This is a genomic window from Ornithinimicrobium avium, from assembly GCF_003351765.1.
Lineage (GTDB): Bacteria > Actinomycetota > Actinomycetes > Actinomycetales > Dermatophilaceae > Ornithinicoccus > Ornithinicoccus avius.
The window spans coordinates 2,921,531-2,947,929 of record NZ_CP031229.1 but is presented as its reverse complement, the minus strand read 5'-3'; the positions used below and the strand labels follow the sequence as shown (position 1 = coordinate 2,947,929).

Annotated in this window: 24 protein-coding genes; 13 read left to right on the top strand and 11 right to left on the bottom strand. The window is 71.8% G+C overall.

Annotated elements, in window-relative coordinates; all coding sequences use genetic code 11:
- Positions 1-12 precede the first annotated feature (12 nt).
- From DV701_RS13415 to DV701_RS13390, 6 genes are all read right to left on the bottom strand, one after another.
- Complete coding sequence (locus tag DV701_RS13415; protein WP_114928958.1) at positions 13-1,539, bottom strand: UDP-N-acetylmuramoyl-L-alanyl-D-glutamate--2,6-diaminopimelate ligase; 1,527 nt, start codon at positions 1,537-1,539, stop codon at positions 13-15.
- A gap of 79 nt (positions 1,540-1,618) precedes the next feature.
- A complete protein-coding gene (locus DV701_RS13410; RefSeq protein ID WP_228255031.1) occupies positions 1,619-3,613 on the bottom strand; it encodes an alpha-amylase family protein in 1,995 nt (664 codons plus the stop codon).
- A complete protein-coding gene (locus tag DV701_RS13405; RefSeq protein ID WP_114928954.1) occupies positions 3,610-4,512 on the bottom strand; it encodes a carbohydrate ABC transporter permease in 903 nt (300 codons plus the stop codon). The genes DV701_RS13410 and DV701_RS13405 overlap by 4 nt, the downstream gene beginning before the upstream one ends.
- Entirely contained in the window at positions 4,509-5,705 is a 1,197-nt protein-coding gene (locus DV701_RS13400) for a carbohydrate ABC transporter permease (RefSeq protein ID WP_114928952.1), read from the bottom strand. Before DV701_RS13400 ends, DV701_RS13405 begins: the two co-directional genes overlap by 4 nt.
- Position 5,706: 1 nt before the next feature.
- Complete coding sequence (locus DV701_RS13395; protein ID WP_114928950.1) at positions 5,707-7,083, bottom strand: ABC transporter substrate-binding protein; 1,377 nt, start codon at positions 7,081-7,083, stop codon at positions 5,707-5,709.
- 131 nt (positions 7,084-7,214) lie between these two features.
- A complete protein-coding gene (locus DV701_RS13390; RefSeq protein ID WP_114928948.1) occupies positions 7,215-7,940 on the bottom strand; it encodes a SprT-like domain-containing protein in 726 nt (241 codons plus the stop codon).
- Between the two features lie 54 nt (positions 7,941-7,994).
- Between DV701_RS13390 and DV701_RS13385 the strand changes: the two genes are divergently transcribed.
- The 5 genes from DV701_RS13385 to DV701_RS13365 all read left to right on the top strand — a co-directional run bounded on the left by DV701_RS13385 (position 7,995) and on the right by DV701_RS13365 (position 11,917).
- Complete coding sequence (locus DV701_RS13385; protein ID WP_114928946.1) at positions 7,995-8,381, top strand: DUF6394 family protein; 387 nt, start codon at positions 7,995-7,997, stop codon at positions 8,379-8,381.
- A gap of 27 nt (positions 8,382-8,408) precedes the next feature.
- The gene (locus DV701_RS13380; protein WP_114928944.1) at positions 8,409-10,166 is read left to right on the top strand and encodes a potassium channel protein; all 1,758 of its coding nucleotides are present in this window, start codon (positions 8,409-8,411) and stop codon (positions 10,164-10,166) included.
- Between the two features lie 176 nt (positions 10,167-10,342).
- Complete coding sequence (locus tag DV701_RS13375; protein ID WP_114928942.1) at positions 10,343-10,705, top strand: SPW repeat protein; 363 nt, start codon at positions 10,343-10,345, stop codon at positions 10,703-10,705.
- 68 nt (positions 10,706-10,773) lie between these two features.
- Positions 10,774-11,334, top strand: a complete 561-nt coding sequence (locus tag DV701_RS13370; RefSeq protein WP_114928940.1) for a TetR/AcrR family transcriptional regulator — start codon at positions 10,774-10,776, stop codon at positions 11,332-11,334.
- A gap of 49 nt (positions 11,335-11,383) precedes the next feature.
- Entirely contained in the window at positions 11,384-11,917 is a 534-nt protein-coding gene (locus DV701_RS13365; RefSeq protein ID WP_114928938.1) for a DUF3806 domain-containing protein, read from the top strand.
- 114 nt (positions 11,918-12,031) lie between these two features.
- On the opposite strand, the gene DV701_RS13360 is transcribed toward DV701_RS13365, so the two are convergent.
- Positions 12,032-12,856 carry a LysM peptidoglycan-binding domain-containing protein gene (locus tag DV701_RS13360; RefSeq protein WP_114928936.1) on the bottom strand — a complete coding sequence of 275 codons (825 nt, stop codon included), beginning with the start codon at positions 12,854-12,856 and terminating at the stop codon, positions 12,032-12,034.
- Between the two features lie 321 nt (positions 12,857-13,177).
- On the opposite strand from DV701_RS13360, the gene DV701_RS13355 reads away from it, so the two are divergent.
- From DV701_RS13355 to DV701_RS13330, 6 genes are all read left to right on the top strand, one after another.
- Positions 13,178-13,414 (top strand): heavy-metal-associated domain-containing protein, encoded by a 237-nt coding sequence (locus DV701_RS13355; protein WP_114928934.1) that lies wholly within the window; start codon positions 13,178-13,180, stop codon positions 13,412-13,414.
- Between the two features lie 114 nt (positions 13,415-13,528).
- Positions 13,529-14,074 carry a UDP-N-acetylmuramate dehydrogenase gene (locus DV701_RS13350; protein WP_114928932.1) on the top strand — a complete coding sequence of 182 codons (546 nt, stop codon included), beginning with the start codon at positions 13,529-13,531 and terminating at the stop codon, positions 14,072-14,074.
- The gene (locus DV701_RS13345) at positions 14,071-14,475 is read left to right on the top strand and encodes a hypothetical protein (RefSeq protein WP_114928930.1); all 405 of its coding nucleotides are present in this window, start codon (positions 14,071-14,073) and stop codon (positions 14,473-14,475) included. The genes DV701_RS13350 and DV701_RS13345 overlap by 4 nt, the downstream gene beginning before the upstream one ends.
- A gap of 299 nt (positions 14,476-14,774) precedes the next feature.
- Positions 14,775-16,736 (top strand): heavy metal translocating P-type ATPase, encoded by a 1,962-nt coding sequence (locus DV701_RS13340; protein WP_114928928.1) that lies wholly within the window; start codon positions 14,775-14,777, stop codon positions 16,734-16,736.
- 70 nt (positions 16,737-16,806) lie between these two features.
- Positions 16,807-17,712, top strand: a complete 906-nt coding sequence (locus tag DV701_RS13335) for an NADP-dependent oxidoreductase (RefSeq protein WP_114928926.1) — start codon at positions 16,807-16,809, stop codon at positions 17,710-17,712.
- A gap of 72 nt (positions 17,713-17,784) precedes the next feature.
- On the top strand, positions 17,785-18,783 hold the full coding sequence (locus tag DV701_RS13330) for an NADPH:quinone reductase (RefSeq protein WP_228255030.1): 999 nt from the start codon (positions 17,785-17,787) through the stop codon (positions 18,781-18,783).
- A 20-nt stretch (positions 18,784-18,803) separates the two neighbouring features.
- Here DV701_RS13330 and DV701_RS13325 read toward each other — a convergent pair whose 3' ends face one another.
- Positions 18,804-19,322, bottom strand: coding sequence for a metallophosphoesterase family protein (locus DV701_RS13325; RefSeq protein WP_202863535.1), 519 nt, complete (start codon positions 19,320-19,322; stop codon positions 18,804-18,806).
- Between the two features lie 165 nt (positions 19,323-19,487).
- Between DV701_RS13325 and DV701_RS13320 the strand changes: the two genes are divergently transcribed.
- On the top strand, positions 19,488-20,162 hold the full coding sequence (locus DV701_RS13320) for an ion transporter (RefSeq protein ID WP_114928922.1): 675 nt from the start codon (positions 19,488-19,490) through the stop codon (positions 20,160-20,162).
- A gap of 12 nt (positions 20,163-20,174) precedes the next feature.
- Here the strand turns inward: DV701_RS13320 and DV701_RS13315 are convergent, their stop codons facing one another.
- The 3 genes from DV701_RS13315 to DV701_RS13305 form a co-directional block, all read right to left on the bottom strand.
- The gene (locus DV701_RS13315) at positions 20,175-21,194 is read right to left on the bottom strand and encodes an NADP-dependent oxidoreductase (protein ID WP_114928920.1); all 1,020 of its coding nucleotides are present in this window, start codon (positions 21,192-21,194) and stop codon (positions 20,175-20,177) included.
- 105 nt (positions 21,195-21,299) lie between these two features.
- Positions 21,300-23,342 (bottom strand): CocE/NonD family hydrolase, encoded by a 2,043-nt coding sequence (locus tag DV701_RS13310; protein WP_228255029.1) that lies wholly within the window; start codon positions 23,340-23,342, stop codon positions 21,300-21,302.
- Between the two features lie 5 nt (positions 23,343-23,347).
- Complete coding sequence (locus DV701_RS13305) at positions 23,348-24,916, bottom strand: BCCT family transporter (RefSeq protein ID WP_202863534.1); 1,569 nt, start codon at positions 24,914-24,916, stop codon at positions 23,348-23,350.
- 210 nt (positions 24,917-25,126) lie between these two features.
- Between DV701_RS13305 and DV701_RS13300 the strand changes: the two genes are divergently transcribed.
- The gene (locus tag DV701_RS13300; RefSeq protein WP_202863533.1) at positions 25,127-26,392 is read left to right on the top strand and encodes a flavin-containing monooxygenase; all 1,266 of its coding nucleotides are present in this window, start codon (positions 25,127-25,129) and stop codon (positions 26,390-26,392) included.
- Positions 26,393-26,399: the final 7 nt, after the last annotated feature.

Sequence of the window (26,399 nt, the reverse complement as noted above, 5' to 3'; positions counted from 1 at the left end):
TGCGGTACTACCTCAGGCGCGCTCGCCGGCCGCGCCGGGACCGTCCGCCCCACGCAGCCGCAGCGCGGCCCGGGCCTCCTCGACCTCGGCCCACGGCACGAGCTCCTCGCCGCGCTCCATCGTCGCCTCCGGGCCCTTGCCGGCGAGCAGCACCGTGTCCTGGGGGCCGGCGCGGTGCACGGCATACCTGATCGCGTCGGTGCGGTCCCCGACCGAGACGAAGTTGCCGCGCCCGGCCCCGGTGGCGCCGCGCTCCATCTCCGCGAGGATGTCCGCCAGCGGGGTGGTGCGGTGGTCCTCCTCGGTGAAGACGGCATGGTCGGCCATCCGGGTCGCGACCTCGCCCAGCGGGGCGCGCTTGGAGGGGTCGCGGGGGCCGCCGGCCGAGCCGATGACCACCCACAGCTCTCCGGCAGTGGTCACGCGGACGGTCTCCAGAGCCTTCTCCAGGCTGGGCGGGGTGTGGGCGAAGTCGACGATGACGCGCGGCTCCCCGGGCCCGCGCTCGACCATCTCCATCCGGCCGGACACGCCGCCGAAACCGGCCAGCGCCCCGACGAGGTCGGCCGCCGGGACGCCCGTGGCCGCCACCGCCGCCACCGCCGCGAGCGCGTTGGCCACGTTGAACCGCCCGATCATCGGCAGCCGCGCGGGCAGCTCCCCCTCCGGGGAGACCAGCGTGAAGGTGATCGCGTCGGGCCCCTCCTGGACGTCCTGCGCCCGCCAGTCGGCCTCCCGGCCCTCCGCGGAGTATGTGGTGAAGGTCCGCTCCCCCGTCGTCGCCACCGGCACGAGCCGGTCGAACCACGGCGCGTCGTCGACGTTGAGCACGGTGGTGGCGGCGCGGGCGACGAGCTTGGCCTTGTCGGCGAAGTACTGCTCCATCGTGCCGTGGAAGTCGAGGTGCTCCCCGGTCAGGTTGGTCCAGACGCCGACGTCGTAGGAGACGCCGCGCACCCGGTCCAGGGCCAGCGCGTGGCTGGAGGACTCCACGACCGCGGCCGTGGCCCGGTGGCTCACCATGTCGCGCAGGATCTGCTGGACCTGCGGCGCCTCGGGGGTGGTGAAGTGCGAGGGTGGCTGGCGCAGCACCCCGTCGGGCAGCTCGTAGCCGACCGTCGACAGCAGACCCGTGGGCCGGCCGGTCGCGCGCAGCAGGTGCAGCGCGAGGCAGGAGGTGGTGGTCTTGCCGTCGGTGCCGGTGACGCCGATCACCGTGAGGCTGTCGCTGGGGCGGCCCATGAGCGCGGTCGCGGCGTCGGCGAGGGCGGCGCGGGCGTCGGGCACGCGCAGGTAGGGCACGGGGCAGGCGCGGTCCTGCGGCATACCCTCCCCGACGACGACGACCGCACCGGCCTCGACGGCCTCGCTGACGAAGGCGTGACCGTCGAAGCGGGCGCCGCGGACCGCGACGAAGGCCTGGCCAGGACGGATCCAGTCGGCCTGGTGGCTGACCCCGGTGACCTCGGTGGCGGCGGCCCGGCCGGTGGGGTCAACCAGCTCCGCGCCGACGGCGGCCGCGAGGTCGTCGAGTCTCATGGCGCTCAGCGTAGACGCGTCGATGCCGCCGTGAGCGCTGGCCACGTCGCCCAGGACCGAGCCCGGGGTCGGGACAGGCTCAGGCTCGGACGAGCCAGACCGGCTGGTAGGTCGAGAGGTGGACGCCCCCGTCGGGGCTGAGGTTGGGCGGGTAGCCGTTCAGCGCGTCGACCGACTGCTCGGGCGGCAGCCCGTGCTCGCGGACCCACCAGCCCGGCACCTGCCGCGGCTCCTCGGTGACGTTGTAGAGACCGAGCATCGGGCCCAGCGGGTGGCGCCGCAGGACCGCGAACACGCCGCGGTCCGGCGCCGCGACGGGCTCGGCCGGCACGCTGGCGTGCAGGTGCGGCAGGGAGGCCCGCACCGTGGCGAGGTGGCGCATACCCGCCCACACACGGCCCGGCGCCGAGTCCGGGTCCGCCTCGGCCTGCCGCACCCGCCCCCTGTCCAGCCGCGGCCGGTGCGCCCACCGGTTGTCGCCGGCGTGCTCGGGCACCGCGGCCCAGTCCGCGTCGTTGAGCTGGGCCACCTCGTCGCCCGACCAGATCACCGGGAGACCGCCGAAGCCGTACACCACGGCATACCCGAGCAGCACCCGGGCGACCGCCAGGTCGACCTCGTGCACCGCCTCCTCCTGAGCCTCCAGGTTCGCCGCGAGGTCGAGGAGGTCCAGCGCCGTGCCCAGGCCGGCCAGCGAGGCCGCCGACCCGCTGATGCGGCGGTCGCCGGTCGCGGGGTTGTGCTGGAAGACCAGGCCCTGCGCGGTCGACCCCGGGAACTGCCCGGAGTAGTAGTCGGACAGGAAGACCCGGTGCCCCGCACCGTCGGCCATCACCGCCCGGGCGTCGGCGTCGTCGACCGCCCAGCCGATGTCGTCGTGGCAGCGCAGGTAGGTGATCCACGCCGTCGTCGAGGGCACGGCCGGCACCCTCGCCAGGGCGTGCGTGGCCAGCCGGCTGTCGCGGCAGGCGAGCATCGACCACACCTGCACCATGAGGCTGTTGTGGTAGGCGAGGTCGGAGACCTTGCCGTGGTGGCGCCCCTGCCCGAGGTAGTGCACGACGTCGTCCGGGGCGACGATCGCCTCGGCCTTGAAGACCACGGCCGGGGCCGCGATCCGCGCCAGCGCGCGCAGCGCCTGGGTGAGCTGGTGCACCTCGGGCTCGTTCTGGCAGGCGGTGCCCATCCGCTTCCAGAGGAAGGCGATGGCGTCCAGCCGCAGCACCTCCACACCCTGGTTGGCCAGGAAGAGCACGACGTCGGCCAGCTCGCAGAAGACGTCGGGGTTGTCCCAGGCCAGGTCCCACTGGAAGCTGTTGAAGGTGGTCCACACCCACCCCTGGAGGTCCTCGTCCCAGGTGAAGCTGCCGGGTGCGAAGTCGGGGAAGACCTCGGGCAGCGAGGCCTCGTAGCGGTCCGGGATGGTCCGGTCGGGGAAGACGTGGAAGTAGGCGCGGTAGCGCTCCTCGCCCGCCCGTGCGGCCACCGCCCACGGGTGCTCGCGGGCGACGTGGTTGAGGACGAGGTCGAGGCACAGGCTGATGCCTTCGCCGCGCAGCGTCGTGGCCAGGGCGCGCAGGTCCTCCATCGTGCCGAGGTCCTCGCGCACCCGACGGAAGTCGGCGACCGCGTAGCCGCCGTCGTTGGGCGCCGGCCGCGGCTGGAGCAGCGGCATGAGGTGCAGGTAGCGCACCCCGAGCTCCTTGAGGTGCCCGACGGTGCCCGCCACCCCCGCCAGGCCCGTTCCCTCCGGCGCCAGCCGCTCGGCGTACGCGGCGTAGCCGACCACCTCGGGCCGCTGGAACCAGTCCGGCTCCAGCGAGCGCCGCTCGTCCAGCAGGTGCAGCTCCTCGTCCCGGTCCCGGTAGGCGCTCGCGGCCAGCTCGAGCGCCCGGCCGGCGACGGCGAGGGGGTCGGGGTAGGGGGTGAGGCCGGCCAGCAGGTCCTCCCACCACCGCGCGACCCGCAGGAGGAAGGTGGTCCGCCGGTGCGCAGGAAGCGGCCGGAGAGTCCCCTCGAGGCGCTCGTGCACCTCGGGGGGAAGGCCCTCCGGCCAGCTGCCCTGCGGGGTCAACCCTTGACCGCGCCCGAGGTCATCCCGCGCACCAGGAAGTTCTGGAGCACGAAGAAGACGACCATGGGCAGGATGATCGAGATGAACGCGCCCGCGGTCAGCAGCTCGGCGCCCTGACCCTGGGTCCCCAGCAGCTGCTGGAGCTTGACGATCACCGTGGTGTTGGAGTCGGACAGGAACAGCTTGGCGATGAGCAGGTCGTTCCACACCCACAGGAACTGCAGGGTGGCGAAGGCCGCCATCGCCGGCATGGCCATCGGGGCGATCAGCTTCCAGAAGATCTGGAAGTTGGTGCAGCCGTCGATGCGTGCCGACTCGACCACGCTGAAGGGCAGCGAGGCCATGTAGTTGCGCAGCACGTAGATGCACAACGGCATACCGAAGCCTGTGTGCAGCAGCCAGACCGCCAGGTAGGTGCCGGAGATGCCCAGGCCGCGCGGGCCAAGCAGGTCCAGCAGCGGCGCCAGCGCCGACTGCAGCGGGACGACCATCACCGCGACGATGATGATGAACAGCAGGTCCTTGCCCCAGAAGTCCATGAACGTGAACGCGTAGGCGGCGAACGCGGCGAACATCACCGGGATGATCGTGGCCGGGACGGCCACCAGGATCCCGTTGAGGAAGGCGTTGCCCAGGTCCGCCTGGTCGATGACCCGTGAATAGTTGTCGACCGTCCAGCCGCCCTTCCACAGCGCCTCCCACCACCCGGAGGTGGCGGCCGCGTCGCGGGTGCGCAGGCTGGTGACAAGCAGGCCGATGGTGGGCAGCGTCCACAGGAGGGCCAGCAGGAACATGACCACCATCGAGAACGGGCTGCGGGGCCGCCCGTCCTTGAGCCGTCCCGCCCCGTGCCGCTTGGGGGCCACCGGGGTGGCGGGGGTTGCCGTCGTGGCGCTCATCGCATGGCCTCCTGCTCGCGGAACTGCTTGACCTGGTAGATCAGGACCGGGATGACGGCGATCAGCAGCACGACGACGAGCGCGCTGGCGATGCCGGCCTGCCCGCGGGCGAACAGCTGGTTGAAGAACATGTTCGCGATGACGTCGGTGTTGTCCCGGCCGTTGGTGAGCACGTAGATGATGTCGAAGACCTTCATCACCAGGATCAGCACCGTGATGAAGACGGTGATGATCGTGCCCTTGATCTGCGGGATGGTGACCTGCCAGAAGATCTGCCACTCCGTCGCGCCGTCGATGCGGGCGGCCTCGATGGTGTCCTCCGGCACGCCCTTGATGGCCGAGCTGAGCAGGACCATCGCGAAGCCGGTCTGCAGCCACACCAGGATGACCATGAGCAGCAGGCTGTTGAGCCGGGCGGTGTCGATCGAGAGCCAGTTCAGCGGCTCCGTGCCGGGGATGAGGGTGTAGATCGCGTTGAGCACCCCCGTCTGGTTGCGGCCCGGCGCCTGGTAGGCGTAGATGGTCGTCAGCCAGATCGCCGAGGCGGCCACGAAGCTGATCGCCATCGGCAGGAAGATGAAGCTCTTGGCCCACTTCTCGCCGCTGGCCGAGAGCTTGTCCGCCAGGACCGCCACGATCACTCCGATCGCCACCGAGATGGCCGGGACGATCGCGATCCACAACAGGTTGTTGAGGAGCGCGGACCAGAACGCGCTGTCGGCGAACAAGTCGCGGTAGTTCTGGAGACCGACGTAGGCGGTGCTGTCGGCGTTGGCGAAGCTGTAGTGGATGGTCTGGATCGTCGGGTAGAGCAGCATCAGCCCGATGAGGGAGAACCCGGGCAGCAGGAAGGCGTACGGGACCAGCCCGTGCTCCAGCCGGCGGGGCAGCGCCTCCACGGCGAGGTTGATGAACCAGAACAGGATCGCCGCGCCGCCGATGCCGGCGACGAGGCCGAGCAGGCCCATCAGGATCTTGCTGTCAAGGAACCAGCCCGGGTAGTAGGCGAACGCGAGGAACAGGTTGCCCAGCGCCCAGATCGTCAGGGCGACGCCCAGGACACCGACGATCAGCTGCACCGGCTGGAGCCCGGAGGTGTCGGGCACCGCCTGCACGGGGTTGTCGTCGACGACCCGGGGGTCCTCCTCGGGGACGTCCTGCCCCACGGGCGGGGTCGAGTGGGAGGAGGTCATGTCAGTTCGACCCTGTCTCCGACGCGGAGTCGTCCTCCGCGCTCTTGGGCCAGCTCGCCTCGATCGCGTCGGCCGCCTCCTGCGCGGTCTTGTCGCCGGTCTGGTAGTCGACCATGCCCTTCCAGAACGTGTCGGAGCCGACCTCCTTGGGCATCAGGTCGGAGGCGTCGTAGCGGAAGACGTCGGCGGTCGTGGCCATCTCGGCGATCTGCCGGGTGGTCTCGTCCGGGTACTGGCTGGCGTCGAAGGTCTTGTGCGGGCTGAGCCAGCCGCCGGCCTGCGCCCAGGCGCCGCCGAACTTGTCCGAGGTCAGGAACTTCATGAACTCGATCGTGTCGGTGTCGTAGCTGAACGCCGCCGCGAGGTCGCCGCCGCCGAGGATCGGCTGGCCCTTGAACCCGTCCACCGCCGGCGGGAAGACGTAGATGCCGATGTCGTCGTCCAGGTTGGCCTGGACGTCCTCGGGGAAGAAGCCGGTGGCGAAGTTGCCCTGGCGCATCAGGTAGCAGCCGGGCGGGTCCTCGAAGGCCGGGGTCATCGCGTCGGAGAACGGCGTGGTGATGATGCCGGTCGCGCCGCCGAGGACGTTGCCCGGCTTGTTGGCCAGCTCCCCGTACTTCTCGATCGCGGCCACCACGCGCTCGTCGTTGAACGGGATGCGGTGGTCCACCCAGTCGTCGTAGACGTCCGGGCCCCACAGCCGCAGCATGTACTCCTCGACCCAGTCGGTGCCGACCCAGCCGGTCGCCTGGTCCGAGCCCCAGCCGATGCACCACGGCGGCGTGTCGGTGTCCTGGCGGATCTGGTCGGCCACGTCGGCCAGCTCGCCGAGGTCGGCGGGCTCGGTGTTCCAGCCGCCCTCGTCGTAGGCCTTCTTGGGGTACCAGACGATGGACTTGACCGCCATCCTCATGGGGGCGGCGTACACGCGGCCGTCGAACCGCGCCGCGTCGAGGAAGCCCGGGACGAGCGTGGAGTCGAGCGTGTCGTAGTCGAGGAACCGGTCGACCGGGATGACCTTGCCCATGCCGACCATCTGCTCCACGCCGCCGGGCTGGGGGAACAGCCCGATGTCGGGGGCGTCGCCGGAGTTGACCTTGAGCAGGATGGTGGTGGTGAAGTCCTGGTCGGGGACGTACTGCACGTCGATGCCGCTGCTGTCCTCGAAGTCCTTGATCGACTCCAGGAAGGCCGCCTCCTCCTGGCCGCCGAAGGCGCCCAGGACGGTCACGACGCCGTCGCCCTCCTCGGGCTCGGCGTCAGCGGCCAGGCCTCCGCCGGCACCGCCGTCGGGGTTCTGCAGGCATCCGGTCAGGGTGAACGCGGCGGCGGCCGCCGTCGCCATGACCAAGCCGCGTCGCAGTCGGGAACTCGCCATGTCAGGCTCCTTCACCTCACGGTGCCGGGCGTCGCGGTCCGGTGGGTCGGGTCCGCGCATCGAGCCCGCACATCGCCACGACACTACCCATCGGATGTGTCCTGAGTCACGACTGTGTGGTCACGAATTGGTCACGGTCGGGCCCGGGCACCGGTCTCGCGCACCGGCTCGACGAGCGGGAAGGGCACGTAGAGGCGCTGGCCGACCACCTGGACCAGGTAGCGGGAGCGACCGCGGCGCACCACCCTTCCGGAGACCCCGTGGTAGCGCCCGGCGGCGGTGATCCGCACCAGCGCGCCCGCCGGGAGCATCGTCGGGCCGCCCACCGGGGCGGCCTCGCCGCGCGCTCTGGCCCGCAGGTGCTCGAGGTCCCGGGCCACGGCGCTGCCGAGCAGCGTGTGGTCGACCGGCACGCCGTCCAGCGTCCAGCGCAGCACCCGGTCCTCGTCCGGGACCGCGCGGCAGCGCGTGCAGAGCAGGAGCCGGGCGGGCCTGCGGTGGCGGTGCACGACGTGGCCGGCGGCGCACCGGCCCTGCCAGCGGCCGGGCACGACCGGCTCGTCGGCGGTGTAGCACCGCTGCCCGCTGGCCCCGATCGCGACGGCACGGCGGCGCCATACCTCGTCGTGCCCGTGCCGCGGGCCCACGAGGGCGTGCGCGATCTCGTGCAGCACCGTCTCCCGCACCTCCGCCTCGTCGTGGGCCGCGGTGAGCGCCCGGCTCAGGGTGATCCGTCGGTCGGCGAAGTGGCAGGCGCCGGCGCGCACGCGGGCCCGGTCGAAGTCGAAGGTCCAGCCGGTCAGGCCGTGCTCGTCCATGAGCGAACGCGCCAGCCGCTGGGCGAGGGTGAGATCCACGACGCTCATGGTAGGAACCGCCCCTGACGCACGGTCGGCGTTAGGGTCGACCGTGTGAACCTCGAGAAGGTCGTCTTCGGATTCTTCGTGCTGCTGGCGGCGACGCTGAACTTCGGCTACGTGATCGGTGAGATCGACAACGCCCATCTGCACAACGTCTACGAGCTCTATGCCGCCGTGGCGGTCAACATCATCGCCACCATCCTCAAGTTCGGCGACCGCACCCAGATCGGGGCGGTGCACCTGGCGACCAGCCTCGTCGCCAGCATCCAGCTGATCATCGCGGCCCTGGTGTGGATCTGGGCCTCGCACGTCGACCCCGCCGGGCTCACCGACCAGCACATGGCCAGCGTCGTCTCGATCGCCGCCGGCGCGCTGCTGGCCAACTTCGTCTCGGTCATCCTGCTCGTGGTCGAGACCGTCTCCTACCGGCGCCGCTGACCGGCCGCCGGCACCACCGCATACCCGATGGTCAACCTGCTGCAGCTGCTCCCCAGGGGCAAGCGCGCGCGCAACCGGCCCGACTCGCTGCGCCGGGTCCGTGTCGACGTGCCGCGGGAGCCACCGGCGACCGACGCCGTCTTCCTCGTGCTGCGGCGGCTGCGGGTGCCGCTCGGGGTGCTCGTCGGGGTCTTCGCGGTCATGACGTTCGGGCTGTCGGCCATGCCCGGGTCGCCGGAGAACCCCGAGCGGCTGTCGGTCTTCGACTCCTTCTACGTCATCAGCTACACCGGTCTGACGATCGGCTACGGCGAGGTGCCGCACGCGTTCTCCTACGCGCAGCGGATCTGGGTCACGCTCACCATCTACGCCAGCGTGCTCGCGTGGTCCTACAGCCTCGGTGCGCTGCTGGGCCTCGCCCAGGAGCACACCTTCCGCCGGGCGATCCAGGTGCAGCGGTTCAGCCGGAAGGTGCGGCGGATCAACGCGCCCTTCGTCCTCGTGGTCGGCTACGGGCAGGCGGGCGAGGCTGTGTGCCGGGCGCTGGAGGACCAGGGGCGGGAGTTCGTCGTCCTCGACAGCAGCCTGGACCGGATCGAACGGCTGGCCCTGGACGGCTACACCAGCGACGTGCCGGCCCTCGCCGCCAGCGGACGAGATCCGAGGGTGCTGGGGATGGCCGGCCTCGCGCACGACCACTGCGAGGCGGTCCTGGCGCTCACCGACAACGACGAGACCAACCTGTCCGTCGTGATGAGCGTCAACCTGCTGCGCCCCGAGCTCATGGTCATCGCCCGGTCCAGCGACCGGGAGCACGCCCAGCAGATGCACGACTTCGCCGCGGACGTGGTGATCAACCCCTTCGACCGCTACGGCGCCTACCTGGTGATGGCGCTGCGCCGCCCGGCCGGCTTCCGGCTCGCGTCCTGGCTGATGAGCCCGCGCGGCACCGAGCTGCCCAACAAGCTCGAGCACCTCACCGAGGGCCACTGGGTCGTGTGCGCCGACGGGGCCTTCGGCTTCGAGGTCACCCGCGACCTGGAGATCGCCGGCCTCGACGTGGTCCTCGTCGACCCGGCAGACGGCCGTCCCGACGTCACCGACGCGGTGGGCTTCATCGCCGGCGCCGAGTCGGACATCGTCAACATGGCGATGGCGGCCCACGCCCGCATCGAGAACGACGACCTGTTCATCGCGGTCCGGCAGAACTCCGCGGTCAACGAGGCGCCGCTGCGGGCCTTCGACGCCGACTCCGTGTTCGTGCCGACCGAGCTGCTGGCGCGCGAGGCGGTGGCCCGCATCACCTCGCCCAACTACTGGAGCTTCATCGACCACGTCCTGCACGAGGACGACGACTGGGACGCCCACGTCATGGACGAGATCGTCGCGGTCGTCGGGGACGAGACCCCGGTGAGCACCCGGCTGGACCTCGACCCGACGCACGCTCCTGCGGCGGTCCGCTGGATGCGCACCCACGACCTGACGATCGGCGACCTGCTGCGGGACCCGGACGACCGCGACGTACGGCTGGCGGCGTTCCCGTCGCTGCTCGTGCGCGAGGGGCGGCGGATCTTCACCCCACCCCTGGACCAGACGCTGCAGGAGGGCGACTCGGTGCTGCTGCTCGGCCGCGAGCAGGACCTCGTGGTCGCCCAGGCCACGCTCTTCCACGACTCCGCGGTGGAGTACGTCGCCACCGGCCGCGAGGTCGCGACCGCCTGGGTCGTGCGTCAGCTGCAGGAGTGGCGCTGGCGGCGCCGCGCCCGCGTGTCGCGGCGAGGCTGACCTCACCACCGTTCGGCGCTCCCGGGCTGCAGCACCGGGCAGGACAGGCGGCAGGGAGCCGGCTTCGCGGGTCCCGTCGCGAGTAGTTGACCGGTCGGTCAATCAAGACCTATCCTGGAACTACCCGACTCGCCTCAAGGTTCGACGGGTCCTGAGAAGAAATCGAGGCACACATCATGCAGAAGTGGACACGATGGCAGGACTGGGTAGCCCTGGTGGCTGGCGTCTACGCCTTCCTCTCGCCGATCTGGACCACCACGACGACCACGGCGACCTGGACGGTGGTCGTCCTCGGGGTGATCACCGCTGCGGTGGCCCTGTGGTCGCTCGCCCTCCCCGACGACCGGAGCTCTGAGGTCGCGCACATGATCATGGGCGTGCTCCTCTTCATCGCCCCCTGGGTCATGGGGTTCGCCGACCTGAGCGCGATGGCCTGGACGGCGTGGATCACCGGTGTGGTGACCTTCATCGCCGGCGCCTGGGCCATGCCGCTCAGCAACCGGCTGCACATGCAGCACCACCCCGCACCGACCCACTGAGGGCACCGGCGGGCGGGCCCACGGGCCCGCCCGGCCCGGCGGGGCACGACCAGGAGACCGACGACATCATGACCACGGACCGGCGCACCGCCATCCTCGACGCTGCCGAGCGCCTCTTCGCCGAGTCCGGGTTCGACGCCACGTCGACGGCCCGGGTGGCCGCCGAGGCAGGGGCGCCCAAGGGACTGGTCTTCTACTACTTCCCGCGCAAGATCGACCTGTTGCTCGCCCTGCTGGACGAACGGCTTCCCGCGCACGACCCGGCCGAGGCCGCGACGGTCGCCGAGCTCGGCGACCCCGCCGGCTCGCTGGTCCGGCTCGACCGGCTCCTCGGCCTCGGCGAGCACAGCTCGCTGACCCTGCGCACCATCGTCTTCCGCGAGTCCGGGACCCACCCCGAGGTGGCTCGCCGGCTCCTCGCGCTGCGCTCGGGACTGGTGGCGCTGACCGAGGCGGTGCTCGACCTGACGGTTGGCGTCGTGCTGGATCCCGAGCTGCGCAGCCAGGCGGCGCACACCTTCGTCGCCGTCATGCTGGACCGGGCCAGCACGGGTCGTGCAGGCGGACCCGCACCCGACGCCGCCGGGCCCGCCCGACTCGTGTCGCTCGCGGTCCAGGCTGCGCACTAGCTCACCGGACGCGCACTGCGCCCCGCCCCTGCCTGACTAGTCTGGACCGATGGGCCTTCTCGACCGTCTGAAGCGTGCCGCCTCCTCCACCACCGGTGGCACGCACGTCCGGCCCGCCGAGGAGGCGGCCCCGCCCCGGGTGAGCGCGCTGCCCGACCGGGGCGACCGCGCGGCCGACGAGCTGCCCCTGACGCCGGAGTCCACCCGCCCCGGCGACGAGGATCGGGCACGCATCAAGGCGGGGCTGGCGGCGCTGGAGGTCGAGGGCGTCGACGTCGACGACCTGACCTCGCTCGGCGAGGGTCTCGACCGGGCCCTGAGCGGCTGGATGACCCGCCACGGCGAGGACCACGACGGGATCGTGGAGCGCTACGCGATCGGGATCGGTGAGCACCTGGTCCGCAGGACCGACCTCACCTGGGCGGTCGTCACCGACGTCTTCGGGACCGACCTCGCGGTGAGCGCCGGGGACTTCGTCGTGGTGCCGCACAACCTGGTCGCGGTGCGCTGGATGCGCCGCGAGACCGGCTGGGCGCCCCGGGTGGTCGGCCACCTGGTGGACCTGCGCACGCGTTCCCGCTGACCGGACAGCCTGCCGACCGGAGGCCTGCGAGACAGCGAGGATCCACGTCCGGACAGCGACGTGGCCGGGACCGCTCGAGGCGGTCCCGGCCACGCGGCGGGTCGGGCTGGCTGGTCAGCCCAGCTGGAGGGCCTGACCCACGACGATCAGGTCGGGGTCGGCCAGGTCGTTGATCGAGACCAGGCTGGCGACGTCCACGCCGTTGACGTCGGCGATCTCGGCGAGCGTGTCGCCACGCTGGACGGTGTAGGTCCCACCCTCCGCGTCGGCCGGGACGAGCATCACGTGACCGGCGAAGATCAGCCGGCCACCGTCGATCAGGTCGTTGATCCCGACCAGGTCGGAGACGGTGGTGTCGTGGTCCTTGGCGATGGAGGCGGTCGTCTCGCCGCGCTCGATCACGTGCTCGACCAGCTCGGGCTGCTGGGTCGCCTGCTGCGCGGGTGCCTGCTCGATCGTCTGGGGAGCCGCCTGCTGCTGGGGCTGCTGGACCGGCGCCTGCTGCTTCGGCGCCTGCTGCTGGACCGGCGCCTGCTGCTGCGGCGCCTGCTGCTGCGGGGCAGGGGCCTGGTATGCCGCACCACCGGCGGTCAGGCCGGCCTGCACCGAGCACACCGGCCAGGCGCCGGGGCCCTGGGTCGCGAGCACGTTCTCGGCGATCGCGATCTGCTGGGCACGGCTGGCCAGGTCGGCGCGCGCGGCGTACTGCGTGCCGCCGTGGCCCTCCCAGGTGCCCTGGGCGAACTGGAGACCGCCGTAGTAGCCGTTGCCGGTGTTGATGCTCCAGTTGCCGCCGGACTCGCACTGGGCCACGGCGTCCCAGGTGGAGCCGCTGGCGGCCTGCGCGGCGCCGGCGCTGCCGAGGCCGGCGAGAGCGGCCAGGCCGGTGGCGGCGGCCAGCGCGGTGACGTGACGGGTGCTGATGGCACGGTGCTTCATCGGATGTGATCCTCACGGGACGGGTACGAAGGGTGGCCGCGGACAGGGGCGCCGCGGCCACGTCCCACGGTGGGGCACGTCGGGACGGATCTCAAAATTCAGATTCACATGACATTCACAGAAAGGGCCGTTACCAGTTCGTGATTCTTCCGTGATCTGCGGTGATGCCTTTTCTTGTGAAACGCCTCACAGTGCACCCATGCGCCGCCCGGGTGTGCGCTCTGGCCGCCCTCGCGCTTGACCTGCGTCAAGGAGGTCTGCTCTGACAGTCCGTAGTTTTGAGGGTGACAAGCAAGCCCCCCGACAGAAAGGGCATCTCCGATGAGCACCACCACCTCCACCACGACGACGATCCTGCGCGCCGAGGGCTTCTCCTGCCCCTCCTGCGTGGCCAAGATCGAGAAGCAGGTCGGCCGCCTCAAGGGCGTGGAGTCGGTGAAGGTCCACTTCGCCTCGGCCCGCGTCGAGGTCGTGCACGACCCCGCCGTGGCCAGCACCGAGGACCTCGTCGCCGCCGTGGCCAAGGCCGGCTACAAGGCCACACCCGCAGCCTTCTGAGGCAGGACCTCGCAGCGACCGGCCGCCCGCGGGGCGGCCGGTCGCTGGCGTCTCCGAGGAGGTGAGGCGACCGGCGACCTTGAACTCACCCCTGGCGGAGGGTCCAATGGAGGTATGCAGACCGCTTCGCCCTCCTCCGGTGTCCTCGCCGGCATCGTCGTCGACGACTCCGCCTGCGACGTCGACGACCTGTCCCCCTGTGGCGGCGTGCGCGTGACCGTGCCCGGCGAGCAGCGCTGGGACGAGCTGGTCGAGCTCGCGGTCGGCTCCGAGTGGCCCGGGCTCGAGCTCCTCAGCGGCGTGCCCGGGACCGTCGCCGAGGTGGTGCGCGCCAACGTCGCCGCCCACGGGCAGGAGCCGTCCGGCACGGTCGCCTCGGTGCGGACCTGGGACCGGAGCACGGACGCTCAGCGCACCTTCGCGTGGGGGGACTGCCGCTTCGGGCCCGGAACCTCCCAGCTGCAGGAGACGCTGCCCGGCGGCCGCGGTCGCTACCAGATCCTCGATGTGACCTTCCTCTTCAAGCAGGGCGACCTCACCGCGCCGGTGCGCGACGCGCAGCTCGCGGCGCTGCTCGGCGTGCGGCCCGGTCACCGCGTGCCGATCACCGCCGTCCGCAGCGCCGTGCTGGCGGACCGGGGGCAAGAGGCCACCCGATGAGCCGCGGCGACCGACCGGCGCGGGGATGGGCGCCGCGGGGAGCGGTCGTCTTCGCGGTCTTCGCCCTCGTGGCGCTGGCAGGCCCCGCCGTCGTGGCGGCCTGGTCTGTCATGCAGGACCTGAGCACGACCGGCGAGAAGTTCGACGGCCTCGGGACGGCGATCGGCGCCCTGGGCCTGGTGCTGTGCGTCATCGTCGCCGCACCGCTCGCCTCCTTCCTGCGCCGCGGTGGGAAAGCGACCTTCTGGACCGGCACCGTGGTCTGGGTCGTCTTCGTCCTCTTCCTGCTCAACCTCGGCTTCTCCACCCTGCTCACCGGTGCCGCCGCCTGGGTCTTCCTGGCCGCGGCCGTCATCGCTGCCGTTGTCGCCGGCGTCCGGGCCCGCCCCGTGGTGGGCTGACAGGACCGCTCGCTCGAAGGCGCTCCTCGGGCCGGCACCTGGCCGTCGACGACCTGCTTGCGTTTCGCCCGGCGTGCACGATGGGCAGATCGGGCGCATCGCCCCTGGTCGCTCGCATCGTGCACGCCGGGCGACACCGCCGGTCGACCGGGTCGTGAGCAAAGCGGCCGACCGCTTGACCCGGGTCAAGGTAGCCCGTTCCGACAATGCGTAGTTTCGAGGGTGAGCACGAAGCTGACCGGCCGCAGCGCACGACGCGGCCCACCCCATACCCCGCTTGTCGGAGAGGAAGATGTGAGATGAACAAGGTCCACAGCTGGCTGCACGGCCGCTGGGGAGTGCCGCTGGTCTCAGGACTGCTGATCGTGGCCTCCCTGGTCGCCGGTCAGCTCCTGGACGCGCTCCGCTGGGGCGACGCACTCATGGTCGCCGCGGCCGTGGTCGCCGGCACGCCCATCGTGATCAAGGCCTGGCGCGCGCTGACCGCCCGGGTCGTCGGGATCGACCTGCTGGTCTCGATCGCGGCGATCGGCGCGGTCATCATCGGCGAGTACTGGGAGGCCGCCGCGGTGACCTTCCTGTTCGCCGTGGGCCACGCGCTGGAGACGGCGACCCTCAACCGGACCCGTTCCGCGCTGGCCGAGCTCATCGCGGTGGCCCCCGACGTGGCCGTCGTGCTGCGCGAGGGCGAGCAGGTCGAGGTCCCGGCCGCCCAGGTGCTCACCGGCGAGACCGTGCTGGTCAAGAACGGCGCCAAGGTGCCGGTCGACGGGATCGTCTCCGGCGGCACGGGAGCGCTGGACGAGGCCTCGATCACCGGTGAGTCCATCCCGGTCGAGAAGACCGAGGGCGACCAGGTGTTCGCGGGCACCATCTCCACCGGCGGCTTCCTGCAGGTGACCGCCACCGGCGTCGGCGCCGACACCACCCTGGCGCGGATCATCCACCGGGTCGAGGAGGCCCAGGACGCCAAGGCCAAGACGCAGAAGTTCATGGACCGCTTCTCCGCCTGGTACACCCCCGCCATCATCGTGCTGTCGATCATCTTCGGCCTGGCCACCCAGGACGTCGTCCTGGCCCTGACCCTGCTGGTCATCGCCTGCCCCGGTGCCCTGGTCATCTCGATCCCCGTCTCGATCGTCGCCGGCATCGGCCGCGGCGCCAAGGACGGCATCCTCGTCAAGGGCGGCGAGTTCCTGGAGACCTCCGCCAAGATCGACGCCGTCGCGCTGGACAAGACCGGGACGCTCACGCAGGGCCGCCCGCAGCTGACCGACGTCGTCCCGCTCGACCCGGGCATCACCAGGGACGAGCTGCTCCAGCTGGCCGCCCGCGCCGAGGCGGGGTCGGAGCACCCGCTGGCACGCCCGATCGTCGAGGCCGCGGCGGAGCTGGGTCTGGCGGTCCCCGGGCTGCCCGAGCACACCGACCCGGTGCCCGGCAAGGGCATCGTCGCCACCCTCGACGGACAGCGGATCGCCGTCGGCAACCTCGCGCTCATCGAGGCCGAGCAGGCGACGCTGGACAGGGCCGGCCAGGACGCCGGGGTCAACGACCGGGCCGCGCAGACGGTCCAGGAGCTGGCCGCTGCCGGGCGCACCCCGATGGTCCTGGCCCGTGACGGGCAGGTCCTGGGTGTGGTCGCCGTGGCCGACAAGATCCGGCAGGACGCCCCCGAGATGGTCCGGCGCCTGCACGCGGCTGGCGTCAAGAAGGTCGTCATGCTCACCGGCGACATCGCCCCGGTGGCCGAGGCGGTCGGTGCCCAGGTCGGCATCGACGAGGTCCGTGCGGGACTCCTTCCGGAGGACAAGCTCGACGCGGTGGCGGACCTGCAGCGGCAGGGCTACACGGTCGCGATGGTCGGCGACGGCGTCAACGACGCCCCGGCCCTGGCCACCGCCGACATCGGTGTGGCGATGGGTGCCGCCGGCACCGGCGTCGCGATCGAGACGGCCGACATCGCGCTGATGAAGGACAACCTGCTCAAGCTGCCCGAGGCGGTCTCGCTGGCCAAGCGCACCGTGGCCAACATGCGGCAGAACATCGTGATCGCCCTGGCCACCGTGGCCGTGCTGATGCTCGGCGTGATCTTCGGCGGGGTCACGATGGCGATCGGGATGCTCGTCCACGAGGTCTCCGTGCTGGTCGTCATCGTCAACGCGATGCGCCTGCTCCGTCGGCGGGAGCACCAGCCGGTCGATGCCCGGACGACCACCGACGACACCCCGTCCCGGCCCCGGGTCGCCCAGCCGGCCTGACCACCGACCGACCGGCCGCCCCAGCGCGGCCGGTCGGGCACGTCATACCCGCATCGGAGAGGATTGACCCATGTCACGTGTCTATGTGTTCACCCAGTACGGCGGCCCCGAGACCGAGGAGCTGCGCGAGCGGCCGGTGCCGGAGCCGGGACCGGGACAGATCCTGGTCAAGGTCCGCGCGGCCGGCGTCAACCCGGCGGACCTCAAGCTGCGCGAGGGCCAGTTCGGCCGCTCGCACACGATGCCCCGCACGCTGGGCTTCGAGGTCTCCGGCGTCGTGGCCGCGGTCGGTCCGGACGTCGAGGGGTATGCCGTGGGCGAGGCCGTCCTCGGTCCGGTCGCCCCCGGCGAGGGCGGCTTCGCCGATCACGCCCTGCTGCGGGCCAAGGACGCGGTCGCCAAGCCCGAGGACGTCTCCTTCGAGGTGGCCGCGACGGTCCCCGTGGCGGGCACCGCGGCCTACGACCTCACTCACCAGGTGGAGCTCGAGGAGGGGCAGACGATGCTCGTGCTCGGCGCCGGCGGCGGGGTGGGGCACATGGCCTGCGAGATCGGGCGGGTGCACAGGTTCCGGGTGATCGGGGTGGCCTCGGAGGCCAAGCGCGAGATCGTGGAGTCCACCGGCGCCACCTGGGTGGCCTCCGGCGACGGCGCCGCCGGCGCGGTCCGCGAGCTGGCGCCGGACGGTGTCGACCTTCTCGTCGACCTCGTGGGCGGGCAGCCGCTGCGCGACCTCGCGCCGCTGGTCACCTCCCCGGACCGCATCGTCTCCGCCGCCGACGAGCAGACCGCCACCGAGCTCGGCGGCTCCGGCCGGGCCAACGACCCGGAGGCGCTGGAGAAGATCGTCGGCGTGGTCGGCCACGGGGTCCTCACCCCTGAGGTGGCCGCCGTGTTCCCGCTCGACCGGGCCGGCGAGGCGCTCGCCGCGGTGGCCGAGGGGCACAGCCGGGGCAAGACCGTCATCGTCCCCTGATCCGACCCTCCTGCCCGGTGTCCCCGAGGCTAGTCTCGGGGACACCGGGCCGACCAGCAGAGGAGACGCACCGTGGGGACGCGGAGGTCGGAGCAGATGGTCGCGGCGTACGTCGAGGAGCTGGGACCCGCCGAGCTGATCCGCGTCGGCCCGCTGCCCGTGCCGGTCGTCGGCCCGACCGAGGTGCTGGTGCGGGTGGAGGTGGTCGCGGTCGACCCGGTGGACACCCTCGTGCGGTGGGGTGCCTTCCCGACGCCCGTCCCGCTGCCGTTCGTCGTCGGACGCGACCTGGTCGGGACCGTGGCTGCGGTCGGCGCGGGCGTGGCCCGGTTCGGGGTGGGTGACCGGGTCTGGTCCAACAGCCTCGGGCACGGCGGTCGGCAGGGCTCGTTCGCCGAGTATGCCGTGGTGCCGCCCGAGCGCCTCTACCACCTCCCCCGGGGGGTCGACCCCGTCCAGATGGTGGCCCTGGCCCACCCTGCGGCCACGGCCTGGCTCGGTCTGCACCGGCACGCCCGCGCCCAGGCCGGGGAGACGATCCTCGTCGGCGGGGGCGGCGGCAACGTCGGGGAGTGCGTGGTTCGCCTGGCCGTCGCCGCGGGACTCCGCGTGCTCGCGACCGCCTCGGCCGCAGACCTGGAGCGGGTCGGGGACGCGGGTGCCGAGGTCGTCGTGGACTACCGCGCCGCCGACGTGACCGCTCAGCTCCGCGCCGCCGCGCCGGAGGGGATCGACGTGCACTGGGACACGTCGGGGCACCACGACCTCGAGGCGGCGGTCGCCCTCGCGCGCCGCGGCGCGCGCATCCTGCTCACCGCGGCCGGGCCGGAGGCGAGCGTGCCGCTGCCGGTGGGTGCGGCCTACACGAAGGACGTCGACCTGCTCGGCTTCGTGATCAGCAACGCGACGGTCCCGGACCTCGCGGCGGCGGCGCGGGCGGTCGGCGGGCGGCTCTCGGACGGCACCCTGCGCGCGCGGGTCACTGAGGAGCTGCCGCTGTCGGCGACCGCCGAGGCGCACCGCCGGGTCGAGGCCGGCAGGGTCCGGGGACGGCTCGTGCTGCGGCCCTGACGCCGAACCGCGTCGCCCGCTCAGGGGAGGGCGCCGGCCCTCGGCAACCGGTGCAGATCGACCGCGGTGATCGTGCGGTCCTCGACGGTCGCCGTCATGTAGGTGCAGTGCGGCTCACGGCGTCGGTCGGTGGGGGACCCGGGGTTGAGCAGGCGCAGCCCGTCGTGCTCGGTGTCCCAGGGGATGTGACTGTGCCCGAAGACGAGCACGTCCAGGTCGGGGTATGCGGCGCGCATCCTCTCGCCACGCCGCGTCCGGGCGCCCGTCTCGTGGACCACGCCCCACGCCATACCGCCCAGCTCGGCCCGAGCCACCTCCGGGAGGCGGCTGCGCAGCTCGGGGCCGTCGTTGTTGCCGTGCACGGCGACCAGTCGGCGCGCTCGACCCTCGAGCTCCTCGAGCAGCGGAGGCGTCACCCAGTCGCCGGCGTGGATGACGACGTCAGCGCGACCGACCTCGTCCCACACCTGGCGGGGCAGGGCCCGGGCGCGGGCAGGGACGTGGGTGTCGGCGAGCAGGAGCAGACGCAGGCCGCTCATCCCACCGGTGCCTCTGGCCCACCCTCGTCGCGGTCGGGACCGTCGTCGGTGGGCCTGTTGTCCATCGGCCCACGGTAGCTCGTGCGGGTCCCTCCTGGGGCCCAGGTGTCGTGTCTCGACACCACCGGTGCTGCGCGGGCCCGAGCGTTCGGGTAGATCGGTCGCATGACAGTCCTCTCCCGTCCGCACGAGGAGCGCGACCGCCTCGCCCAGGAGCTGCTCGACCGTCTCACGCCGCTGATGAGCGCCCTGGGCATCATCTTCGTGCTCCTGATCCTCGGTGAGCAGCTCACCCGTCCTGGCTCGACCCTCTCGTCCGTGCTCACGGTGCTGGGATGGGCGCTCTGGGCGGTGTTCGCCGCGGAATTCGTGGCGCGCGCGGTCGTGGCACCGCAGACGGGTCGCTTCCTGCGGCGCAACTGGTGGCAGGTCCTGTTCATCGCCCTGCCATTTCTGCGGGTCTTCCGGCTGATCCGGGCGGCCAGGTTCCTGCGCACCGGGCGGGTGCTCTCGGGAGCGGTCCGGGGGACGCGCTCGGCCGCCTCCGCGCTGCGCGGGCGGCTGGGCTGGCTTGCGTCGCTGTGGTTGATCACGGTGCTGTCGCTGGGCCAGCTCCTCTTCGCCTTCAGCGGCTACGCGACCTTCGGCGAGGCGCTGCACGCGACCGCGATGGGGGCGATCACGGGCGAGCCGTTGGAGCCTGACGACGCCTTCGCGAACGTGGCCGAACTGTTCCTGGCAGCCATGTCGGTCGCGGTGTTCGGCACGCTCGCCGGCGCGGTCGGAGCGTACTTCCTGCGTGCGGACAAGGACGCTGCCGACCGCGGTGCGGCTGCCTAGCTCACCGCTGGGTCACAGCCGGACCAGCATCTTGCCCGTGTTGCCGCCCTGCAGCAGGTCGATGAACGCGGCCGGCGCGTTCTCCAGCCCGTCGCGGACCGTCTCGTCCCACGTGACCGAGCCGTCGGCGAGCCAGCCCGCCATCTTCTGCGCGAACTCCTCCGCCTTGTCGGCATACGTCCCGACGAGGAATCCCTGCAGGGTCAGCTGCTTGCCGATGACCAGGGAAAGGTTGCGCGGGGCGGGGGTCGGCTCCGTGGCGTTGTACTGCGAGATGGCACCGCAGACCGCCACCCGCCCGTGCGCGTTGAGCACGGAGATGGCCGCCTCGAGGTGCTCCCCGCCGACGTTGTCGAAGTAGACGTCGATGCCGTCGGGGGCGGCCCGACGGAGGGAGTCGACCACGGGGCCGTCGCGGTAGTTGAAGGCCGCGTCAAAACCGAGCTCCTCCAGGCGGGCCACCTTCTCCGACGAGCCGGCGCTGCCGACCACCCTGGAGGCGCCGCTCATCTTGGCGATCTGCCCCACGAGGGACCCGACCGCCCCGGCGGCTCCGGACACGAAGACCGCGTCCCCCTCGGCGAACCGGGCGGCATACATCAGCCCGGCGTAGGCCGTCAGACCGGTCATCCCCAGGGCACCGAGGAAGGCGGACTCGGGCGCCAGCGTGGGGTCGATGGTCTTGACGCTGGAACCCGGCACCACCGCGTGCTCGCGCCAACCCCTGTTGTGCAGCACCGTGGCGCCCACCGGGACGTCGGCACTGGACGAGGCGAGCACCTCCCCGGTGGCGGCACCCTCCAGCGGGGCGTCGAGCGGGAAGGGCGGGACGTAGGACTTCACGTCGCTCATCCGCCCCCGCATGTACGGATCCACCGACATGTAGTGGTTGGCGACCAGCACCTCGCCATCGTTCAGGTCGGGCACGGCGGTCTCGACCAGCGAGAAGTTGTCGGGCAACGGCGGACCGCTAGGACGGGAGACGAGGTGGATCTCGCGGGTATGCGTGGGCGTGGAGGTGATGCCGATCAGTCCTTGTGAGTTGGGTCAGCGTCGGTCTGGGCAGCGCCCGGCGCGGTGGTGCACGGCGTGCAGCTGCTGACGACAGCGTAGGCCGCGACCCGCGGTCGGACCTTCTCAGGCCGACGTCCTGGGAACGCGCTCCTCCCACGTCCGCTCCGCGACCAGCTGCTCCTTGCCATCGGTGGTCGCGTGCGCGGTGACCGATGCCCGGACGACGAAGTCGTCGGCGTCAGCAGTGATCTCCTGACGCGTGTCCACGTGCGCCCGCCACCCGTCCTTGGTGAGGGTGATCGCCCACGCCGACGTCGCGGTCGCGCTGAGCGGGTCGCCCTCCCGGATCCGGTACGTCTCCCTGCTGTGCTCGCGGAACTCCAGACCGTCCGGGTAACGACGGGAGCCGCCGTAGCCGGGGTCCACCTCCAGCGTCCACTCCCCTGACGCGACGTCATGGGTGAGGAGGCGTTCCGCAGGCGCGACGACGGCCGGGTCGACATCGCCGTGCTTCTCTGGCAGCGGTCCTACCGGCAGCGGCCGGCTCTGCTCCGGGTCCTCGAACGACACCTGCTCGACGTGGCCGGTGAGCGTCGGCAGGCTGAGAGCGGACGCGCCCAGGTCGACCCGCAGGGTGGCCTCCTGCGGGTGCGGCCAGATCCACGGCCAGTACGTGGAGGACAGGGCGAGGCGGAGCGTGTGCCCCGCCGGCACGGCGTAACCGATCGATGCCAGGTCGATCTGCACGTCGACCATCTCGTCCACCGGCATCTGGTCGTTGCGCTCCCGCCCGTTGCGCTTGTTGAGGTTCAGCACACCACGGGTGATCAGCGTGGAGGCGCCGTCAGGAGCGACGTCGCACAGACGGACGACGATGGTGCCCTGCGGGCGGTCGCACGCCAGCCGTAGGTGCACCCGCGGGTTCCCGAGGACCTCCAGCCGTTCGGGCAGCGGCGAGAAGGTCAGCGTGACCGAGCGGCCGTCGTCGGCGCGTTGGTCGGACGGCAGGTCGGTGGCGTTGCCGAACGGGAAGAACCGGCCGGCGTCCGCCCCGGTGTGCTGCGGCGTCCGGACGATCACCGTGGCGTCCTGACCCACGACGCCGGAGCACGCCGCGCCCGCGAGAGCCAGCTCGGTGTCCTGGCCGGCCGCGGGGGGCCACTCACCCATACCGACCCAGCGGCCCTGCCGCTCGGGGTAGTAGGTCGCCGGGCGCTCCGCATCCATCACGAACGCCCGCAGCAGGGGCTCATCCTCGACGCGGTTCTGCGCGCCCTTGAGCCAACGGTCCCACCACCGCACGGTCTCCTGCAGGAAGCCGATCGAGGGACCGGGTGCGAGCTCGCGGTCGGGGTACTGGTGGGACCAGGGGCCGACGATGCCGCGCACCGGCACCGTCAGGTTCTGCGCCAGCCGGAAGACGGTGTCGCGGTAGGGGTCATGCCACCCGCCGACGGCCAGGACGGCGGCCCGGATGCTGGAGTAGTCCTCGCAGACGCTCCCGCGCCGCCAGTACTCGTCCCGTTCCTGGTGGGCGAGCCACACGGGTGCCATCGGCTGCGTGTCCTCCAACCGGTCACGCCACTGCCCGACCCAGCGTTCACCGACGACCTCCGGCCGCGGCGGACGGGCGTTGAAGGCCAGCATGGTGCCTGCCCAGGCCGACATGTCGATGGCGAGGACCGCCCCGCCCATGTAGTGCACGTCGTTGTCGTACCTGTCGTCCGTGGAGCACACCGTGACGATCGCCTTCAGCGGCTCGGGGGCGAGCGCGGCCAGCTGCAGGGCGTTGAAGCCGCCCCAGGAGATGCCGAACATGCCGACCTGACCCGAGCACCACGCCTGATCGGCGAGCCACAGGATGACGGACACCCCGTCGTCGAGCTCCTGCGGGGAGTACTCGTCCACGAAGTGCCCGTCGGAGCTGCCGGTGCCACGGATGTCGACACGCACCGACGCGTAGCCGTGCCCGGCGTAGTACGGGTGCCGCTCGCTGTCGCGCGGCGCGGTCCAGTCGTCGAGGCGGTAGGGCAGGTACTCGAGCAGGGCCGGCACGGGGCGGTCGAGCGAGTCCTCGGGCCGCCAGATGCGGGCGTGGAGGCGGACGCCGTCGGGCATCGGGATCCACACGTCCTCCACCAGCAGGGGGCGGGGAAGGGGGTCCACGTACTTCACGGTGACTCCGCCTCCTCGTGGTGCACCTGCCCCGGCGGGTCGGGTTCGTCGTCCTCCACGTGCACGTGCACGGCACGGTCCTGCTTGAGCCACCGCGTCAGCGACAACGTCAGGAGCAGGTACATGACGAGAACCGGGACGGCGACGAGCACCGCGGAGGTCTGCACGACCTCCAGCCCCCCGACGAGGATGAGGGAGACCGCGAGCGCGGACATCACGGCGCCCCACAGCAGCCGGTGCCACCGCGCCGGCTCGGCCCCGTGCACGTCGGTGCTGGCCACGCTGGCCAGCACGTAGCTGGCCGAGTCCAGCGACGTCGACAGGAACACGAACCCGAGGACGAGGAAGGCGACCGAGGCCAGGACGGACAGCGGAAGAGAGTTCAGCAGCTCGACGACGACCGCGGGCCCGCCGCCGTCCCCGAGGGTCGCGACGAGGTCAGCCTCACCGGACAGCTGCAGGTTCATGCCGTAGCCGCCGAAGATGGCGAAGTACAGCCAGCTGCCGGCCGTTCCCCACGCGAGGATGTTGAGGACCAGGTCACGGATGCTGCGGCCCTTGGAGATGCGGGCGACGAAGATGCCGATGAACGGCGCGGTGGCCGCGAACCAGGCCCAGTAGAACACCGTCCACGCCTGCGGGAACCCGCCCTGGGTGATGGGGTCGGTGCTCAGGCTCATCATCATGAAGTTGTCGAGCATCACGCCGAGGCTGTTCGTGAAGTAGGACAGGATGAACAGGGTCGGGCCGGCGAGCAGCACGAAGACGGCGAGCGCCAGCGCCAGGTAGACGTTCCAGTCACTGAGCCGACGGATGCCCTCATACAGGCCCGCGTACGCGCTCGCGGAGAAGATGACCGTCCAGATCACGATGATGCCGATGTTCAGGTACGTCGACTGCTCGATCCCGGTCAGGTCGCTGGTCACCGCTGCGACCATGGGAACCCCCAGCCCCAGGGACGTCCCGAGCCCGCCGACCATGCTCCAGATGACCAGGATGTCGATGACCTTGCCGATCGGCCCGTCGGCGTGCCGACCCAGGACGCCGCGGCAGGCGGCGCTGACCCGCAACGACGAGCTGTTGCGCACGAAGAAGCTGTAGGCGATGACGACGGCGGGCAGCGCGTAGAGGGCCCAGGCCGAGATGCCCCAGTGGAACAGGCCGTAGGCGACAGCGAACTCCGCTGCCCGGTCGGACCCGGCCTCGATGCCGAACGGCGGGCCGGTGTAGTAGTACAACGGCTCCACGATCGACCAGAACATGATGCTGGTGCCCATGCCTGCGCAGAACAGCATCGCGCCCCAGCTGAAGCGGGAGAACTCCGGGCGGTCGTCGACGCCGCCGAGCCTGACCTTCCCGTAGCGCCCGACCATCAGCCACAGCAGGACCCCGAACAGGGCGATGGTGAGGAACTCCCAGGCCCAGTCCAGCCGGGAGGTGATCGCGGTGAGGATGTCCTGCAGGACGGGTGCTGCGGTGTCGCGGAACACCACGAGCAGGAGGGTGAGGACCGCGACCAGTGTGATGGACGGCCAGAAGATGCCCTTGTCGACCTTGCTCTCCATCAGCGACCCGCTCCCTGTCAGTGACGTCCGGCTTGCTACGAGCCCGTGCAAGACACCCCACGGAGGCTGTCAGGTATCCACGGCCGCCGCAACCTGCGGCTGGGTCAGCGAGGCGCGCCGGCGCGGCCTGGTCGCTGCGACACGCGGACCGCCAAGGACGTTGCGGCGGGAGCAGCCCGGTCTCCTGCTGGGGCTCGTACGCTCGCGCCGGTGGGACCCCCCACCTGGGGGATGGTGCCAGGCGGGCGGTCCGGACACCCTGAGGGGGAGGCCGCTGACGAGCGGTGGCCACGACGCAGGGAGAAGGTCATGGACATGGGCACGGCTACGCACGAGGTCGTCGTGGTCGGCAGCGGGCCGGCCGGGCTGGCCACCGCTGCTGAGCTGAAGCGACGCGGTGTGGAGGTCCTGGTGCTGGAACGGGGCGACCGGCTCGGCGCGGCCTGGAGCGGGCGCTACGACGGGCTGCGCTTCAACACCAGCAGGTGGTGGTCGGCGCTGCCAGGGGCCCCGTTCCCGAAGGAGTTCGGATGGTTCCCGACACGAGATCAGTACGTCGGCTACCTCGAGGACTACGCCGCGCGTCACGACCTGACGGTCCGCACCGGCGTGGAGGTGAGGCGGCTGGATCCGTCCGGGGCAGGCTGGACGCTACGTCTGTCGAACGACGGCGCGGACCGGCTCGCGGCGGCCCACGTCGTCGTCGCGACCGGTGCGCTCAACCTGCCGAGCGTGCCGGACTGGGCGAGCGGCACGCCATACCGGGGCAGCATCGTGCACGCGAGCTCCTACCGGAACCCCGACCCCTACCGCGACCGTCGGGTCCTGGTCGTGGGGCCCGGGTCGTCCGGCCTGGAGATCGCGCGGCAGCTCGCCGAGGGCGGCGTGGCGCAGGTCCTCGTCGCGGTGCGGACGCCGCCCAACCTCCTGCCGCGCGTCAAGGGTGGGCTGCCCTTCGACCTGCCGGTGCCGCTCTTCTTCTCGCTCCCGGTCGCGATGGTCGACGCGATGCTCCGCAAGGTGCAGCGGGCGACCTGGGGTGACCTGAGCCCGTACGGGCTGCCTCCCTCGCCGGAGGGCACCCTCTCCGGACTCCTCGCGCGCGGCGCCGGGACGGCGATCGTGGATGAGGAGACGGTGCAGGCCGTCCGGGAAGGGCGGATCCAGGTGGTTGCCGGGGTCGAGCGGCTCGACGAGACAGGTGCGGTGCTCACGGACGGGACGCGCCAGGAGATCGACGACGTGGTGCTGGCCACCGGCTACCGCACCGGGCTGGAGCCGATCGTTGGTCACCTGGACGTGCTCGGGGAGCGGGGTCTGCCGCTGGTCACCGACGGCGGCGAGGCGCTGCCCGGTCTGCGGTTCGTGGGCTACGTCTACCGGCCCGGTCTCACGGGGTACGTCGGCAAGCTGGCGCGGCGCGCAGCGCTGGAGATCGCGAGGACGCGCAGGCGCGCGGTCCCGGTGCCCGCGTAAGGACGCT

What these genes read in the sequence shown, in the direction of transcription:
- DV701_RS13335 (WP_114928926.1), top strand. Translation starts at nt 16,807, where the DNA reads ATGTCACGTGTCTATGTGTTCACCCAGTACGGCGGCCCCGAGACCGAG.
- DV701_RS13380 (WP_114928944.1), top strand. Translation starts at nt 8,409, where the DNA reads ATGGTCAACCTGCTGCAGCTGCTCCCCAGGGGCAAGCGCGCGCGCAAC.
- DV701_RS13345 (WP_114928930.1), top strand. Translation starts at nt 14,071, where the DNA reads ATGAGCCGCGGCGACCGACCGGCGCGGGGATGGGCGCCGCGGGGAGCG.
- DV701_RS13325 (WP_202863535.1), bottom strand. Translation starts at nt 19,322, where the DNA reads ATGAGCGGCCTGCGTCTGCTCCTGCTCGCCGACACCCACGTCCCTGCC.
- DV701_RS13365 (WP_114928938.1), top strand. Translation starts at nt 11,384, where the DNA reads ATGGGCCTTCTCGACCGTCTGAAGCGTGCCGCCTCCTCCACCACCGGT.
- DV701_RS13405 (WP_114928954.1), bottom strand. Translation starts at nt 4,512, where the DNA reads ATGAGCGCCACGACGGCAACCCCCGCCACCCCGGTGGCCCCCAAGCGG.
- DV701_RS13395 (WP_114928950.1), bottom strand. Translation starts at nt 7,083, where the DNA reads ATGGCGAGTTCCCGACTGCGACGCGGCTTGGTCATGGCGACGGCGGCC.
- DV701_RS13355 (WP_114928934.1), top strand. Translation starts at nt 13,178, where the DNA reads ATGAGCACCACCACCTCCACCACGACGACGATCCTGCGCGCCGAGGGC.
- DV701_RS13375 (WP_114928942.1), top strand. Translation starts at nt 10,343, where the DNA reads ATGCAGAAGTGGACACGATGGCAGGACTGGGTAGCCCTGGTGGCTGGC.
- DV701_RS13320 (WP_114928922.1), top strand. Translation starts at nt 19,488, where the DNA reads ATGACAGTCCTCTCCCGTCCGCACGAGGAGCGCGACCGCCTCGCCCAG.
- DV701_RS13360 (WP_114928936.1), bottom strand. Translation starts at nt 12,856, where the DNA reads ATGAAGCACCGTGCCATCAGCACCCGTCACGTCACCGCGCTGGCCGCC.
- DV701_RS13415 (WP_114928958.1), bottom strand. Translation starts at nt 1,539, where the DNA reads ATGAGACTCGACGACCTCGCGGCCGCCGTCGGCGCGGAGCTGGTTGAC.
- DV701_RS13340 (WP_114928928.1), top strand. Translation starts at nt 14,775, where the DNA reads ATGAACAAGGTCCACAGCTGGCTGCACGGCCGCTGGGGAGTGCCGCTG.
- DV701_RS13400 (WP_114928952.1), bottom strand. Translation starts at nt 5,705, where the DNA reads ATGACCTCCTCCCACTCGACCCCGCCCGTGGGGCAGGACGTCCCCGAG.
- DV701_RS13370 (WP_114928940.1), top strand. Translation starts at nt 10,774, where the DNA reads ATGACCACGGACCGGCGCACCGCCATCCTCGACGCTGCCGAGCGCCTC.
- DV701_RS13305 (WP_202863534.1), bottom strand. Translation starts at nt 24,916, where the DNA reads ATGGAGAGCAAGGTCGACAAGGGCATCTTCTGGCCGTCCATCACACTG.
- DV701_RS13350 (WP_114928932.1), top strand. Translation starts at nt 13,529, where the DNA reads ATGCAGACCGCTTCGCCCTCCTCCGGTGTCCTCGCCGGCATCGTCGTC.